Origin of the sequence: Paraburkholderia sp. (assembly GCF_026225065.1) — a bacterium.
Taxonomy (GTDB): Bacteria; Pseudomonadota; Gammaproteobacteria; order Burkholderiales; family Burkholderiaceae; genus Paraburkholderia.
In genome coordinates this window covers 31,411-45,595 of the sequence record NZ_JAMFSB010000174.1, presented here as the reverse complement: position 1 = coordinate 45,595, position 14,185 = coordinate 31,411, and the positions used below count along the sequence as shown (strand labels likewise).

Annotated in this window: 15 protein-coding genes and 2 pseudogenes; 13 read left to right on the top strand and 4 right to left on the bottom strand. The window is 59.1% G+C overall.

The features are described from left to right. From recG to M0954_RS12930, 7 genes are all read left to right on the top strand, one after another. Positions 1-1,553: ATP-dependent DNA helicase RecG (recG, locus tag M0954_RS12960; protein WP_297353627.1), on the top strand; the 1,553-nt coding region annotated here is incomplete at its 5' end. A gap of 147 nt (positions 1,554-1,700) precedes the next feature. Next, positions 1,701-2,660, top strand: coding sequence for a hydrogen peroxide-inducible genes activator (locus M0954_RS12955; protein WP_297353626.1), 960 nt, complete (start codon positions 1,701-1,703; stop codon positions 2,658-2,660). Between the two features lie 183 nt (positions 2,661-2,843). Next, positions 2,844-2,981 (top strand): hypothetical protein, encoded by a 138-nt coding sequence (locus M0954_RS12950; RefSeq protein WP_297353625.1) that lies wholly within the window; start codon positions 2,844-2,846, stop codon positions 2,979-2,981. Positions 2,982-3,077: 96 nt separating this feature from the next. After that, on the top strand, positions 3,078-4,529 hold the full coding sequence (locus M0954_RS12945) for a catalase (protein WP_297353624.1): 1,452 nt from the start codon (positions 3,078-3,080) through the stop codon (positions 4,527-4,529). A gap of 174 nt (positions 4,530-4,703) precedes the next feature. Next, complete coding sequence (locus tag M0954_RS12940) at positions 4,704-4,862, top strand: hypothetical protein (RefSeq protein ID WP_297353623.1); 159 nt, start codon at positions 4,704-4,706, stop codon at positions 4,860-4,862. A 67-nt stretch (positions 4,863-4,929) separates the two neighbouring features. Continuing rightward, complete coding sequence (gene dps / locus M0954_RS12935) at positions 4,930-5,415, top strand: DNA starvation/stationary phase protection protein Dps (RefSeq protein WP_297353622.1); 486 nt, start codon at positions 4,930-4,932, stop codon at positions 5,413-5,415. Positions 5,416-5,550: 135 nt separating this feature from the next. Continuing rightward, positions 5,551-6,039, top strand: a complete 489-nt coding sequence (locus tag M0954_RS12930; RefSeq protein ID WP_297353621.1) for a Dps family protein — start codon at positions 5,551-5,553, stop codon at positions 6,037-6,039. A gap of 412 nt (positions 6,040-6,451) precedes the next feature. Here M0954_RS12930 and gmtX read toward each other — a convergent pair. Continuing rightward, positions 6,452-6,730, bottom strand: a pseudogene (gmtX, locus tag M0954_RS30350) (gamma-mobile-trio protein GmtX); the annotation flags it as partial. 291 nt (positions 6,731-7,021) lie between these two features. Next, positions 7,022-7,603 (bottom strand): chemotaxis protein CheB, encoded by a 582-nt coding sequence (locus tag M0954_RS30345; RefSeq protein WP_367279513.1) that lies wholly within the window; start codon positions 7,601-7,603, stop codon positions 7,022-7,024. A gap of 841 nt (positions 7,604-8,444) precedes the next feature. On the opposite strand from M0954_RS30345, the gene M0954_RS12925 reads away from it, so the two are divergent. The 3 genes from M0954_RS12925 (at position 8,445) to M0954_RS12915 (ending at position 9,712) form a co-directional block, all read left to right on the top strand. Next, entirely contained in the window at positions 8,445-8,648 is a 204-nt protein-coding gene (locus tag M0954_RS12925; RefSeq protein WP_297353629.1) for a cold-shock protein, read from the top strand. 54 nt (positions 8,649-8,702) lie between these two features. Then, a complete protein-coding gene (locus M0954_RS12920) occupies positions 8,703-9,110 on the top strand; it encodes a DUF2934 domain-containing protein (RefSeq protein ID WP_297353620.1) in 408 nt (135 codons plus the stop codon). 332 nt (positions 9,111-9,442) lie between these two features. Continuing rightward, positions 9,443-9,712 (top strand): DUF1488 family protein, encoded by a 270-nt coding sequence (locus tag M0954_RS12915; RefSeq protein WP_297353619.1) that lies wholly within the window; start codon positions 9,443-9,445, stop codon positions 9,710-9,712. A gap of 73 nt (positions 9,713-9,785) precedes the next feature. Here M0954_RS12915 and M0954_RS12910 read toward each other — a convergent pair. Further along, positions 9,786-10,031 (bottom strand): annotated as a pseudogene (locus M0954_RS12910) (low affinity iron permease family protein); the annotation flags it as partial. Here M0954_RS12910 and M0954_RS12905 point away from each other — a divergent pair. Then, complete coding sequence (locus M0954_RS12905) at positions 10,012-10,458, top strand: phosphotransferase (RefSeq protein WP_297353618.1); 447 nt, start codon at positions 10,012-10,014, stop codon at positions 10,456-10,458. The pseudogene M0954_RS12910 and the gene M0954_RS12905 sit on opposite strands and share 20 nt — an antisense overlap. A 96-nt stretch (positions 10,459-10,554) precedes the next feature. Here the strand turns inward: M0954_RS12905 and M0954_RS12900 are convergent, their stop codons facing one another. After that, on the bottom strand, positions 10,555-11,130 hold the full coding sequence (locus M0954_RS12900) for a TetR/AcrR family transcriptional regulator (protein ID WP_297353616.1): 576 nt from the start codon (positions 11,128-11,130) through the stop codon (positions 10,555-10,557). A 205-nt stretch (positions 11,131-11,335) separates the two neighbouring features. Here M0954_RS12900 and M0954_RS12895 point away from each other — a divergent pair, with 205 nt between their 5' ends. Then, the gene (locus tag M0954_RS12895; protein WP_297353614.1) at positions 11,336-12,040 is read left to right on the top strand and encodes a glutathione S-transferase C-terminal domain-containing protein; all 705 of its coding nucleotides are present in this window, start codon (positions 11,336-11,338) and stop codon (positions 12,038-12,040) included. Positions 12,041-12,213: 173 nt separating this feature from the next. Continuing rightward, positions 12,214-13,335, top strand: a complete 1,122-nt coding sequence (locus M0954_RS12890; protein WP_297353613.1) for an alkene reductase — start codon at positions 12,214-12,216, stop codon at positions 13,333-13,335. Positions 13,336-14,185: the final 850 nt, after the last annotated feature.

Genomic DNA, 14,185 nt, shown 5'->3' with positions numbered 1-14,185 from the left:
TGGACCCCCTTGGCGTGCCGCCGCTGATGCAGGCGGTGCGCATGCTGCATCACCCGGGTGTCGATTCAGACGAAACCGCCCTGATGGACGGCACACATCCGGCGTGGGTGCGCATCAAGTTCGAGGAACTGCTCGCCCAGCAGATGTCCTTGAAGCGTGCGCACGATGAGCGCCGCACCCGCGCGGCGCCGGGCATGCCACGGCGAACCGCGGACGATCCGGCCTCGCTGGTGGCGCGTCTCCTGAAAGCGCTGCCGTTCTCGCTGACCGGCGCCCAGCAGCGCGTGGGCGGAGAAATCGCGCTGGATCTGACCCAGCCACATCCGATGCAACGTCTGCTGCAGGGCGACGTGGGCAGCGGCAAGACCGTCGTTGCCGCGCTCGCCGCCGCGCAGGCCATCGACGCCGGCTATCAGGCCGCCTTGATGGCGCCGACCGAAATCCTCGCCGAACAGCACGCGCGCAAGCTGCGCGGCTGGCTTGAGCCGCTCGGCGTCAGCGTGGCGTGGTTAGCCGGCAGCCTAAAGACCAAGGAGAAGCGCGCTGCCATCGAGGCCGCGGCGCTCGGCACCGCGCAACTGGTGATCGGCACGCACGCGATCATCCAGGATGCGGTGGAGTTCGCGCGGCTTGGCCTCGTGATCGTCGACGAACAGCATCGCTTCGGTGTCGCGCAACGTCTCGCGCTGCGCGCCAAGGCGCAGCACGCGGCGGACGGCGCGCGCGATTTCCAGCCGCATCAGTTGATGATGTCCGCCACGCCGATCCCGCGCACGCTCGCCATGACGTATTACGCGGACCTCGACGTCTCGACCATCGACGAGCTCCCGCCCGGCCGTACCCCGATTCTCACGAAGCTCATTTCCGACGCGCGCCGCGAAGAGGTGATTGGCCGGGTGCGTGAGGCGGCGCTGACTGGGCGCCAGGTCTACTGGGTCTGTCCGCTGATCGAAGAGAGCGAAACGCTGCAGTTGCAGACTGCCGTGGAAACTTACGAGACGCTGGTCGCCACGCTGCCGGAGCTGAACGTCGGCCTCGTGCATGGCCGGCTTGCTCCGGCGGAGAAAGCCGCGGTGATGGACGCCTTCACCCGTAACGAGGTGCAACTGCTGGTCGCGACGACCGTGATCGAAGTGGGTGTGGATGTGCCGAACGCGTCGCTGATGGTGATCGAGCACGCCGAGCGCTTCGGGCTGGCGCAATTGCACCAGTTGCGCGGCCGGGTCGGGCGCGGCAGCGCGGCGTCTGTCTGCGTGCTGCTTTACACCGGACCGCTGTCGATCACCGCCCGCGCTCGCTTGCAAACCATGCGCGAGACGACCGACGGCTTCGAGATCGCCCGCCGGGATCTCGAAATCCGCGGTCCCGGCGAGTTTCTCGGCGCACGCCAGTCGGGCGCGGCGATGCTGCGCTTTGCCGATCTGGAGCAGGACGGCTGGCTGATCGAGCCGGCTCGCGAAGCGGCGGCCCATCTGCTGGAAAAGTATCCGGACGTGGTCACGCAGCACCTCGCGCGCTGGCTCGGGGCGCGGGAACAGTACCTGAAAGCCTGACCCAGAGCGCATTTGCGGGTTTTGAGCAGCGCGGCGTTACGGTCGGTAACGTTTCCGTGCATTCCCTGTGCCTGGGGGAGGTTGGCGAATTGGCCCCATAGGTGTATAACTGAAACCTATCGAATTCATCGCACTGATTGGTCCCCAATGACGCTCACTGAATTGAAATACATCGTCGCGGTTGCCCGCGAGCGGCACTTCGGCCGCGCGGCAGAGGCGTGTTTCGTCAGCCAGCCGACGCTGTCGGTAGCGATCAAGAAGCTCGAAGACGAACTGAATGTGCAGATTTTCGAGCGTGGCACGAGCGAAGTGAGCGTGACGCCGATCGGCGAGCAGATCGTCACTCAGGCGCAACGCGTGCTCGAACAGACGCTCGCTATCAAGGAAATTGCCAAGCAGGGCAAGGATCCGCTGGTCGGGCCGTTGCGCCTCGGCGTCATCTACACGATCGGACCGTACCTGCTGCCCACGCTGGTCAAGCAGATGATCAAGCGCGTTCCGCAAATGCCTTTGATGCTGCAAGAGAACTACACGCTCAAGCTGATCGAACTGCTCAAGCAGGGCGAGATCGACGTCGCGATCATGGCGCTGCCGTTCCCCGAAACCGGCCTGATGCTGCGCCCGCTCTACGACGAGCCGTTCGTCGTCGCGCTGCCGTCCGGCCATGCCTGGGAGAACCGCAAGAAGATCGACCCGGACGATCTCAAGCAGGAAACCATGCTGCTGCTCGGCAGCGGCCACTGCTTCCGCGATCACGTGCTGGCCGTCTGCCCCGAGTTGATGCGCTTCTCGCAGAACGCGGACGGCATCCAGAAGACTTTCGAAGGTTCGTCGCTCGAGACGATTCGCCATATGGTGGCGAGCGGCGTTGGCATCACTGTGCTGCCGCGTATGTCGGTGCAGGAAGTGAAGCCGCACGCGGGCGGCATCGATTCCGGCCTGCTCAGCTATGTGGCCTTCGACGAGCCGGTGCCGGATCGCCGGGTCGTGTTGGCATGGCGCAAGAGCTTCACTCGCATGCCCGCAATCGACGCGGTCTGCGACGCCATCAACGCCTGCGATCTGGCCGGTGTGAACAAGCTCGAATTGCCCGTCGCGGTGAGTTGAGCGTCTAAAGGCAGGCCCAGCGTCATCAAGTGCGCCGCTGGCCTCGCCCGCAATAAAGGCCGATAGCGTTGGCCCCTATCGAATAGATAAAATTAATCAAATATCACTTCTCGATAGCATCTATATAGTTTCCTCCATGGGTCGCCTGATTCCGATCGCGACCAACCCGATATGGAGGAAATCATGACGCAGCCTCAACCGCAGCAGCCCCAGCAAGTTTCCACCCAAAGCGCCACACCGGCGAGCCGGTTCGCCGTCTCGGCGAATAGCGTGCGCACCGTTGCGCTCTCGTTGCTGGTCGACCGCGCGCTGAGCGCTTAAGACGTCGCCCGGTTGGGCGAGTTACGCCGCGAAAACACGGCGTGCGGTCCAAGACCCCATCTCCAGCAGCGCAAAAACTCTCATCAGGAATACACGATGTCCGAAAGCAAACTTACCTCCGCAGCCGGCGCACCCGTCGCCGACAACCAGAATTCGATGACAGCCGGCGCCCGTGGCCCCGTGGTGCTGCAAGACGTTTGGCTGCTCGAAAAGCTCGCGCACTTCGACCGCGAAGTGATTCCTGAGCGCCGTGTGCATGCCAAGGGCTCGGGCGCCTTCGGTACGCTGAAAGTTACGCACGACATCTCGCGCTTCACGAAGGCAAAGGTGTTTGCGCAAGTCGGCAAGGAAACCCCGCTCTTCATGCGTTTTTCGACGGTGGCAGGCGAGCGCGGCGCAGCTGACGCCGAACGCGATGTGCGTGGCTTCTCGATCAAGTTCTACACGGAAGAGGGCAACTGGGACATTGTCGGCAACAACACGCCGGTGTTCTTCATCCGCGATCCGCTCAAGTTTCCGGACTTCATCCACACGCAAAAGCGCGATCCGTACACGAACATGCGCAGCAATGTGGCCGCGTGGGACTTCTGGTCGCGTCATCCGGAATCGCTGCATCAGGTGACGATCCTGATGAGCGATCGTGGCATTCCGCAGAACTACCGTCAGATGCACGGCTTCGGTTCGCACACGTTCTCGTTCATCAACGCGAACGACGAGCGCTTCTGGGTGAAGTTCCACTTCAAGTCGATGCAAGGTATCGAGAACTACACCGACGCGCAAGCAGCGCAAGTTGTTGCGCAAGACCGTGAAAGCGCACAGCGCGATCTGATCGACAACATCGATAACGGCAACTTCCCGAAGTGGCGCTTCTGCATTCAGGTGATGCCGGAAGCCGATGCGGTGACGTATCGCTACAACCCGTTCGATATCACCAAGGTGTGGCCGTACAAGGATTACCCGCTGATCGACGTCGGCACGATCGAGCTGAACCGCAACGCGCAGAACTACTTTGCCGATGTCGAGCAGGCGGCCTTCACGCCGGCCAACGTGGTGCCGGGCATCGGCTTCTCGCCAGATCGTCTTTTGCAGGGGCGTCTGTTTTCGTACGGCGATACACAGCGTTACCGCCTCGGGATCAATCATCACCAGATCCCGGTGAACGCATCGCGTGTGCAGCGTCAGCATTCGTTCCATCGCGATGGGGGGATGCGCACTGACGGCAATCTCGGTAGCACGGCGAACTACGAGCCGAACCGCTTCGGCGATTTTGCGCAGGATCGCAATGCGTCGGAGCCGCCGCTCGCTGCAGGCGCCGTGGACCGTTACGACCATCGTGAAGACGAGGACTACTACAGCCAGCCGGCTGCGCTGTTCCGCCTGTTCGACGCGTCGCAACGCGAGCGCTTCTTCGGCAACATCGCACGCCATATCAACAGCGTGCCGCAGGAGATCCTCGCGCGGCAACTCGAGCATTTCTGTCGGATCGACCCGGCATACGCAGGAGGGGTGATCGCCGCGTTGGCGACGCTTAATGAGAAAGCGAAGTAAGCGACGCTCAATCAGCAAGCGAAGTAGGCATCACCCGACGTACCACCTCTCCGGTCAATGGGGCCGGCAGGTACAGCGGGCTCAGGCGGTCAAGTCAGAACCGCCTGAGCCTTATCCGATAGTCACGGCGGACGCATCGACGTCTTGCCAGCTCGAAGTCGAAGGAGAACGAGCATGGTTCATATGTTAAGCATCGGCAGCGCACGGATCGCACGTGACGCACGGATCGTCTTTGGCGGCGACTTCTCGCGCAAGCTGGTCGGCCTCGCCATTCTGACCAGCGGTTACGCATTGATCGCATCGCACGCGCTGCAACATTTGTCGGGTCACTAGGACCGACCGGTGGAGCGCTGTTGCGTGCACGTGGATTTACTCCCGAATTTTTCTTATGGAGGTTGTCATGTCACTTCATCCCACCCGCAATACGTTGCCCGAAGCGATTCGGCGCAAGTCTGTTGATCTGCTTGGTCAGTCTCTCGTCACCGCGATTGACGTGCAACGGCAGGCGAAGCAGGCGCACTGGAACGTGAAGGGTCCGAATTTCATCGCGCTGCATCTGCTGTTTGACGAGGTTCATACCGCCGCTATCGAGTGGGCCGATTTGAGCGCCGAGCGGCTGGTCGCACTCGGTGGCGCGGCGGACGGCCGGGTCAAACACGTGGCCGATAAAACGCAGCTCGAGTCGTATCCGCTGGAACTGACGGATGGCACCGACCACGTTCGCCAACTCTCGGCTGCGCTTGCGCAATTCGGGCAGAAAACCGTTGCAGCGATCAAGGAGTCGGGTGACGCTGGAGACCCGTCGACCTCCGATCTGTTCACGGAGATTTCGCGCGCGGTCGATGATTATCTGTGGAAGGTCGAAGCCCACAATTACGCAAAGTAGCGTGAGCGAGGGGCATAGGGTCTGCACCGTTGTACGATAAACTGGCGGACGTTCGCAGATTCATGGTTTGCGCATCATTGTATCAGCGCACCATGCTCTGCCTGCTGTTTCGTATCACTCTTTACAGGAGTCGTCATGGCCAAAAAAGAAACCATACAACACATCAATATCGGCATCAGCGACAAGGATCGCAAGAAGATCGCAGACGGCCTGTCCCATCTGCTGGCGGACACGTACACGCTGTACCTGAAGACGCACAACTTCCACTGGAACGTCACGGGTCCGATGTTCAACACGCTGCATCTGATGTTCGAGACGCAGTACAACGAACTGGCGCTGGCTGTCGATCTGATTGCTGAGCGGATCCGTGCTCTGGGCGTGCATGCGCCGGGCAGCTACAAGGAGTTCGCGAAGCTGTCGTCGATTCCTGAAGCGGACGGCGTGCCGGCAGCGGAAGAGATGATCCGTCAACTGGTGGAAGGCCAGGAAGCCGTGGTGCGCACCGCGCGCGGAATCTTCCCGGCAACTGAAGCCGCCCACGACGAACCGACCGCCGACCTGCTGACGCAACGCATGCAGACGCACGAAAAGACCGCGTGGATGCTGCGCGCGATGCTGGCTTAAGCGTCAGCGTACGTAAAGTACCGGGCCTCCCTTTGGCTGTTCGGGGAAGAGTGCATACTATTTTTCTGTGAGCAGGTAAATCCGCCACTCTTGAAATGTTATGCGTAACATCTCGGCATAATATTTCTGAACCCGTTCGCGAATGTGAACGGTTTTTTTCTTGGTCAACGAATCAGGGGCTCCGCCGCGCCAACCCCATACTGGATGTGTGGGCAGCCCGGGGGGGCGGGGTTCAAATACCCCCCTGCAGCCACGGACGTCAATCGCCTCGGTCCGTCAAGAACCTCTCGCGGCATAAACGGAAGCCTTCCCACGAAAGTGTGGGCCCCTTCCAGTTATCCCCTGTTGGTCTCGACCGCCTTCCGCTCTAGGTTCTTGCTCAGCGTCAAACCGGCATTCGGGCCACGACAACCTAGACTGCATTCAAGACCTTCTTGATAGCAGTGGCAAACCCAGCTCTGAAGATAGCATGCCCATCTTTCGATACTCGCCCAGTCTTCGCGTCCACACTCCAGCCCATCTTGGTAAGCAACTCGCCCGAGATGGAGTGGCGCAGTGCATCCACTTCCAATGGCAACAACGTACTCATTGCCGTTAGCACTTGCACCCCCGACGGAGTGGTCGGCGCCGACATTGCGGAGCTATTCTTCTGCCGGAGCGCTATGCGGCAAGCGGGACCATTACGCAAAACAACAAGCTCGTTGAAGCATCCGGGGTGCTGGGCTATTTGGATACCGAGGACGAGGCGCAGCAGGCTGGCCCCGCCTGGGCGCGAGCGTGGATAGACATTCATGGTTAGGTACCAAGTCCACTTGGGCAAGGATGCCCGTTCTATAGCGAACCGGAACGGCCACGTCGTGCAAACGCCAAACCCTTCCCTAAACGGTACCCGAGCACAGTCGGCCGGCATGCTCATCGAAAGATGTTGATGCTCGCGTTAGCTGTCTGGGCGCGCATTAGTCATTCTCTGCCGGGAACTACCTCACGAGCCGTTGCTTTCCACCAGCCTCGTCAGTAGGGGGCCTAGCTCTTCAAGAGAGACACAAAAGTCGGGACTGGCACCGCGGAGAGCACTCATCGGCATATCGGGTTTTCGGGCGCCCGCTGGATGCTGAACAATGCACAGGCCGCCCGCCTCTTTGATTCTTCTCAGTCCTTCGGTGCCGTCGCAGTTTCCGCCAGTCAGTACCACGCCAATGGTGCGCGGCCCATAATGCCGGGCCGCAGACTCGAATAGCCGGTCAACAGCAGGTCGAGCGTAGTGAACCTTGGGGCCGGAGTCCAATCCGAGCAGGCTGGGGCAGACGATGACCATGTGCCGGTCAGGAGGGGCTATGTACATGCACCCAGTCTTAATTTGGCCACCATGGCCGCCATACTCAACGCCGAGCGACGTGTAGTTTTGGAGGATACCGGCAAGTAGCCGAGGGCTTTGTGGAGAGGTATGCAAGACCACCAGTATCGACGCAGGCAAGTCGCAGGACAGTGAGCTTGAAATATGGCGCAAGGCCTCGAGTCCACCTGTCGAAGCGCCAATCACAATAATGTCGCGGCGTGTGCTCATCGTAAATACTCGAGAACGTCCTAGTCCGCCCACTGGCGCGCGTTTCGGTGCTGTGCCGTTCACTGTGCTTGTGCGAATGAGCGGCAGCGTCCTTCGGTTTCTAGTCTGCGCCTTTCCGCCGTGGGTGGGCGGCCAACTGAGTTCGCCCGCAAAAGGGCAAAGCGTCAGGACTTAGCCGAGCGCACGTCGCAAAGTTTAGCGAGCCGTTTCGACCAATCGGGCACTGGAGAAGTTACATTTTTCAGGATATCGAACGCCCGCATGCTCACGGAATTGTGGACTGGCGTCTTGCCGATTTGGAACCAAACAATTCCACGCGCGGGTTGGATTAGGCTGCGCCGAAGGGCGCGGACCACGTTCGCGCCTTGGCCATATGCATCCTTTGGCGGCTCGGGCACGCCGTGTGCTTAGACGACTGGCGTTTGACCGATGCCGAACGACCACACCTACGGCCCGATTGCGGGTTTACCAAGACAGAGAAAATGCTGAGTTCGAGACCTTGCACGAGCACGTGCGTAATTGATGGCACACCCGTCACCTTCACCTACTATCCCGATACCTGCGATTTGCGGATTTCCGATGCATGTGGTGTATGCATCCACAAGACGAGATGGCTCGCCCCATGGACCGCACTTCTCGCCGCCCTCCGCGATTTTGCGCAATTACCTGAGGCAGGTGTGAACGACGCTTTGGGTCTGGTTGCCAACCTGCTTGGCGTCGCAAACGCAAATCACGCTGCAGGCCGCCTTGCGACAGGTGCCCTGAGAATTACGGCGGCAAGCGCCACATGATTTATCAACCGCGGGCAATTGGCCCGCTTTTTTTCGAAGCAGAGGAATATATGGCGACAGGCACTGTGAAATGGTTTAACGATGCCAAGGGATTTGGCTTCATCACGCCCGACGGCGGCGGTGAGGACCTCTTCGCGCATTTTTCGGAAATTCAGAACAGCGGCTTCAAGTCGTTGCAGGAAAACCAGAAAGTGACCTTTGAGGTCAAGCAAGGTCCGAAGGGCAAGCAGGCGTCGAATATCCAGGCGAATTAAGCCTCTCGGGTGCTGCCGCACTATGCGGCGGCTCAACCAATCGGAATTGCCATCATGGAAACTTCAAGGTCGGATGCCAACATCCATCTACGAGCGTACTACCTCTGGGAAGCAGATGGGCGACCAGAAGGGCATGCTGACGAATACTGGGGGAAGGCACAAGCGTTGCTCAAGGAAGAGGCGCGAGTTACTGCGCCGGCTGACCAGGCCAATGCGGCCGGTGCGTTCCTGACGCAGGAGAAACGACCTTCCCTTGTTACCCAGCAGTCCGGGAAATTGCCCTCCGACGCGGTTCAGTCGCCGTCGTCAAAAGCGCCGTCAACGCGGAGAAAAAAGTTGAGTGCAGGCGACGAAGCGAAGCCGGCCTCGGGCGAAGGCGGTCGAACCGCGAAGCGTCGCACACAGCAGGCGGGGACAAAATCGTCTACGGCCGTCACGAACAAAAATTCTGAGAAAAGCTGAGTTTGTTCGAGCTCTGGGGTAACTGGGCAGCGATTCGTGGCGAACTTCCGCATACCGGCGCCCCGAGCGCCGAGCATGGCCGAGTCCAGGTTCCGACGTGAACGCCGAGGCGTATGACGGAATGCGAACTGGACTGATTCCGAAATTGGCGGCGTGACAGGTTTGCTTTTGTGGCGGAGGACATTTCGCATGTGCGACTCCGCACTTTCGATATGCTTGAATACTCGCGATGGAATCTATAATCGTTTTAAACATCAGCTACTTGAGAGAGGCCAATTACGGCGGTGGGTCTCTAGTATTGCTATGACTGGGCTCCTCTAACGTTGACACATATGGAAAGCGCTCTCGCCCTGGAAGTCTCTATTTCTCCAGACGGAAAACTCGTCGCGTTTGTTGCACATGTCCGAGGCCTCGACGTCCCTTGTTCCATCCTGCGCAATGCACTGGAAGAACATTTTTGGGTGCCGGCCGGCGCTGATGACGCCCGTCTGATGAAAGCCATAATAGACGGCCGTAATCGCATTACGGCCGCAGTCGAGCGCAAGATGCTGAGAGCACCCGGGGAACTAATAAAGTTGAGCGGTGCGGACTTCAGGCATTAGCGACCTGCTCGCTTGAATGCGAAGCGAAAGAACTCTGCCGCATCCGCTCGACTGTCAGCCTCTTTGAATCTCGCTATGCGCGACCACGCGGTGTGTTGGGCGTCGGCGCTGCGTCCAGGGCTAGTACTTTGGTTGATAGACGGAGATAAGCGACAGCAAGCGCTTTCAGTTCCTCTTCGGAGGCGTCCTCTATCCCGATGAGTTTATTACTTGCGGCGCGGTGAGACGAAAGCAAGTCATTCAGCTTCAAATGGAGCGCCACGCTGTCCTTGTTCTGGCTTTACTGAATCAGGAAAACCATGAGGCAGCTAGCAACACTCAATGGCCTCACGTCCGTCGCTTGCAACGGCGATTGCCACGGATGGAACACACATATGAGCGATGGGCCAAAAGGCGCGCGAGTGGCATCATTTTTCGACTTCGACGATGGTGGCCCTGGCTACCTGGCCTATGACCTGGCAGTTTATCTCTGGAACAACTTGCTAGGTCGGCAGCTTGAAAAGCCGGATGAAGAAGTCGAGACCAAGTGGGGCCATTTCGTGAACGGCTATCGCAGTGTTGCGCCGATTCCATCAGCCGATTTCGAGGCCATCATGGCGTTCGTTGCAATCCGTCACTTCTGGTTGATGGGCGAGTTAGCCAGCCGTGTTCACCGGATGGGTTTGGGGGTGTTTCGGGGACCGTGGTTTCGCAATAACTTTGAGCTTGTCAAAGAGTGGCAATCACTTAGTACCCCAAGTGTCTGAAATTCCAAGGCCACGTCTTGTAATCTGCAGTGGCATAAATGCGATATTGCACAAGCGTTCGGATTCGTAGCCTGGCGCGCAGGGCGAAGCAGACCACTAGCTCGGAAGAAGACCGGCTTTGCGATAGTTCTCGACCAGCGAATCGTAGGCGGCAATGTCAGAGCGGCTCCTCGCCATGAGCTGCGCGCCAGCAATGGCGGCGTAAATGGCACGCGCCCGGCCGTCGCTCTCCTCCGGATTCACCACGCCGGCGGCGGTGAGCACTTTCGCCAGCCAGTTGATGTTGACATCGGAGAACATCTGAACTTCCTTCTTCACCGTATCCGGCAGGTCGTCATACTCAGCTGCCATGAAGCTGCATAGACACATTCGATTGTCGTTCTGCAGCGCGGTCCGGAAAGTATCAGGGTATTCGCGCAAGCAGAGAATCGGGTCGGCTGTGGCAGACAACCGCGCGTCCAGCATGGCCGCAAATTGCTCCCCATAGCGTTTAGCCACTTCGGCGCCCAGGTCCGCCTTGGTGGGGAAGTGATGGTAGATGCTGGCAGCCTTGATGCCGACTTCTGCCGCGATGTCACGGAAATTCAGCCCGCCGTACCCGTGCGCCCCCGCGACCTTTGTCGCGGCAGCGAGAATGTTCTCCCTCGAATTTGAACCGCCTTCAGTTTTCACCGGCACTACCTCTTTTTAAAAAAATGGTGTTGACAGAGGCAATTCTATCCCATAAAGTGAATCCTACCAAGTGGCAGGTAGCCTCACTTGGTTGAGAACACCCGGATAACGCGAGGTGTTTTTTTTGTACCGAGGCAGGCTACCAAGTGGCAGGTAGCCTGCCTCGGTAGTGATGAATCCCCCTTAAACCCTTAGGAGCCGCACCATGTCGTCCAAACTTCAACTTTTCACTTCGCCCTCAGCTTTCCCTAACCCGCAGCGCCTGCGGCTGTTCATGTACGAGAAAGGCATCGCCGAGCTGTTCGAGGAGACCGTCTACGACATGACGCCGGTTGGCGAGCAGCGTGGCTGGCGTCATCTGAAGATGAATCCGTGGGGCGAGACCCCGACACTCCAGCTGGCCGACGGCAGCTTCATTTCCGAGACAGCTGCCGTGGTTCGCTATCTCGACCAGACTTTCCCGGGCCGGAAGATTATGGGCGAGACCCCGCTGGAACAGGGCCTCGACAACATGTGGGACAACCGCATCTGGGTACACATCCTGTATCGAATCGTCACGGCTTTCCACGTGCTGCACACCGGTCTAGGGTTCAAGCTTGAACTGACGAAGAACGAGGCGTGGGGCGAGCACAGCCGCAAGGAAGCGCTGGCCCATGCGGCACTGGTCAACACGCACCTGTCGGACGGCCGCGCATGGCTGCTCGACGGTGACGAGCCTACCTTCGCGGACATCACGCTGGCAACCGCAATCGCGTTCTCCAAGTTCCCGGTCAACGCCACCCCGCTCGACGAGCGTTTCGAATTCCTGGACGCGTACTGGAAGCGCTGGCAACAACGCCCGACCTTCAAGGCCGCCTACGCTGACCGTCAGAGTGGTATCCCGGAACTCGACAACCCGCAAGGAAAGTAAGGCAAACAGCCGGCAAGGAGCTCTCCGGAATAGTGGCCATAAGAAATCTGTTTTCTTAGCACTCCTAATCCAGAGATGCTCTCGCCAGCATGTTGGCCATATGTTTTCGACGCGCCCGCATATTCCGGGAGGCGTGACTTTTTTGAAATTCGCACATGAACAAGGAGTCTCATATGCAACCGGAAAGTTTGTTCTTACCTGGCAAAATCGGCGCTATTCCCGTGGCGAACCGGATTGTCATGTCGCCGCTGACGCGAGCACGTGCCGACATGGAGGGTAAACAGACGGCACTTGCCGTTGAGTATTACCGACAAAGGGCATCCGCGGGGCTGCTTATCACCGAAGCGACCAACATTTCTCGCCAGGGCCGGGGTTACGCGTTTACACCCGGCATCTATACGGATGAGCACGTGGCCGCCTGGCGACCGGTGACGGATGCCGTACATGACGCAGGTGGTCGCATCGTGCTCCAGTTGTGGCATGTAGGGCGAATCTCGCATAACAGTTTGCAGGAGCACGGCAATGCGCCCGTCGCGCCATCCGCAATCCGCGCCGGCCAGACGACCTACACCGAGTCTGGAATGCAGCAACCGTCACAACCAAGAGCGTTGCGTAGCGACGAAATTCCTGGCTTGATTGACGAGTACCGTAATGCTGCTACCAGAGCAAGGTTGGCTGGCTTTGACGGCGTGGAAGTGCATTCGGCCAACTGTTACCTCCTCGAACAATTTATTCGTGACAGCACGAACAAGCGCGACGACGCCTACGGTGGTTCGGTGGAGAACCGCACACGCCTGACTTTCGAAGTTGCGCGCGCGGTGGCCGACATCTGGGGTAGCGACCGCGTTGGGGTGCGGCTGTCACCGCTGACGATGTCTGCCGGCGATACGCCGCTCGATAGCGACCCGCAGGGTACCTATGGTTACCTGGCCGACCGACTCGGGACGCTAGGGTTGGCTTACCTTCACTGCATTGAAGGGCAGACCCGTGGCGATAACGCGAAAGATGCCTTCGACTTTCAGGCGTTACGCCGCGCGTTCGGCGGTCAGTACATCGCGAACAATGGCTACGACCGCGAAAAAGCCATTCAGGCAGTGAAAGATGGACACGCAGACATGGTGGCCTTCGGGCGTTCTTTCATTGCCAACCCTGACCTTCCCGAGCGGTTGCGCCTGAATGCCCCGCTGGCCGTTGCATTGCCGGAGACTTTTTACGGTGGTGGCGCGCCTGGCTACACCGATTATCTAACCCTGGACCAGCAGACGGCAGACTTACGGGGACATCGCATATGGTGACAGACGAGCCCTGGCTCGGCGCACGACGTCTTCCGTTAATAGTCACTCCACCGCCCCGACCGGATACTCCTGCGGATGACAAAGTGGGTGCGTAGCGTCCGCGCAAATCAGCGGCAATGAAAATGCCACACGCTCGCGTGGTAGCAGGAAGCCGGCGAGCCGGCGGACGCGATTCGAACAACCATGCAGGCCGCCGAACAGGGTTTTGCGCGGGCGACGTTCACGGGAGATGCTCTCGACTTAGCAGTTGAATGGCTGCTGGTCATCTGCGGTCAGTAGCGATGGTAGTAGCCGCCTCCTGGCACAACAATACAGGCGCTCAACACGGTTCCGAGACATACAACCATCAGCAGCAGCGCAAAGATTCGTTTCATACGTGCCTCACTTGTCAGTAGTGAAGGCAATATATTTGGAGTGCAGATTACCGGTGTGTTTGTGTGTAACGAGACGTGTGGTTTGATACACCTACATCATCCCGGACCTTCTCGGAAATCCCGTCCGCAGCGAAATATCCGGTTTCAGAATTCACAACTCCAAGGTCAACATCATGGTCGTCCGACGCGTTGAGGAGATGAACGGCCAGAAGTTGGCCATGCTCACCATGAGCGCGACATAGATATCACTTTTGGCACTGCATCCGTTTCGCTGCGCTATACCGTTGACCTAACGGCACCGGCCACATTCAACGAACATGATTTTCTTTCCGGACGAAGAGATAGCTGCCAGAGAGCGTCGCAGCACCCAACGTTGAGCTCGCGCGAGAGGTTTGCTCCTCTTGCCCGTGCTTCAAGCCCTTTCTCATCGCCGCTTAGGGCGACCGCATCCTCCTCCGGAAGGATACAGGTCGTTG

Bases quoted from the DNA above. Each gene is read 5' to 3' on its own strand.
- M0954_RS12955 (WP_297353626.1), top strand. From the start codon at position 1,701: ATGACGCTCACTGAATTGAAATACATCGTCGCGGTTGCCCGCGAGCGG.
- M0954_RS12950 (WP_297353625.1), top strand. From the start codon at position 2,844: ATGACGCAGCCTCAACCGCAGCAGCCCCAGCAAGTTTCCACCCAAAGC.
- M0954_RS12945 (WP_297353624.1), top strand. From the start codon at position 3,078: ATGTCCGAAAGCAAACTTACCTCCGCAGCCGGCGCACCCGTCGCCGAC.
- M0954_RS12940 (WP_297353623.1), top strand. From the start codon at position 4,704: ATGGTTCATATGTTAAGCATCGGCAGCGCACGGATCGCACGTGACGCA.
- dps (WP_297353622.1), top strand. From the start codon at position 4,930: ATGTCACTTCATCCCACCCGCAATACGTTGCCCGAAGCGATTCGGCGC.
- M0954_RS12930 (WP_297353621.1), top strand. From the start codon at position 5,551: ATGGCCAAAAAAGAAACCATACAACACATCAATATCGGCATCAGCGAC.
- M0954_RS30345 (WP_367279513.1), bottom strand. From the start codon at position 7,603: ATGAGCACACGCCGCGACATTATTGTGATTGGCGCTTCGACAGGTGGA.
- M0954_RS12925 (WP_297353629.1), top strand. From the start codon at position 8,445: ATGGCGACAGGCACTGTGAAATGGTTTAACGATGCCAAGGGATTTGGC.
- M0954_RS12920 (WP_297353620.1), top strand. From the start codon at position 8,703: ATGGAAACTTCAAGGTCGGATGCCAACATCCATCTACGAGCGTACTAC.
- M0954_RS12915 (WP_297353619.1), top strand. From the start codon at position 9,443: ATGGAAAGCGCTCTCGCCCTGGAAGTCTCTATTTCTCCAGACGGAAAA.
- M0954_RS12905 (WP_297353618.1), top strand. From the start codon at position 10,012: ATGAGGCAGCTAGCAACACTCAATGGCCTCACGTCCGTCGCTTGCAAC.
- M0954_RS12895 (WP_297353614.1), top strand. From the start codon at position 11,336: ATGTCGTCCAAACTTCAACTTTTCACTTCGCCCTCAGCTTTCCCTAAC.
- M0954_RS12890 (WP_297353613.1), top strand. From the start codon at position 12,214: ATGCAACCGGAAAGTTTGTTCTTACCTGGCAAAATCGGCGCTATTCCC.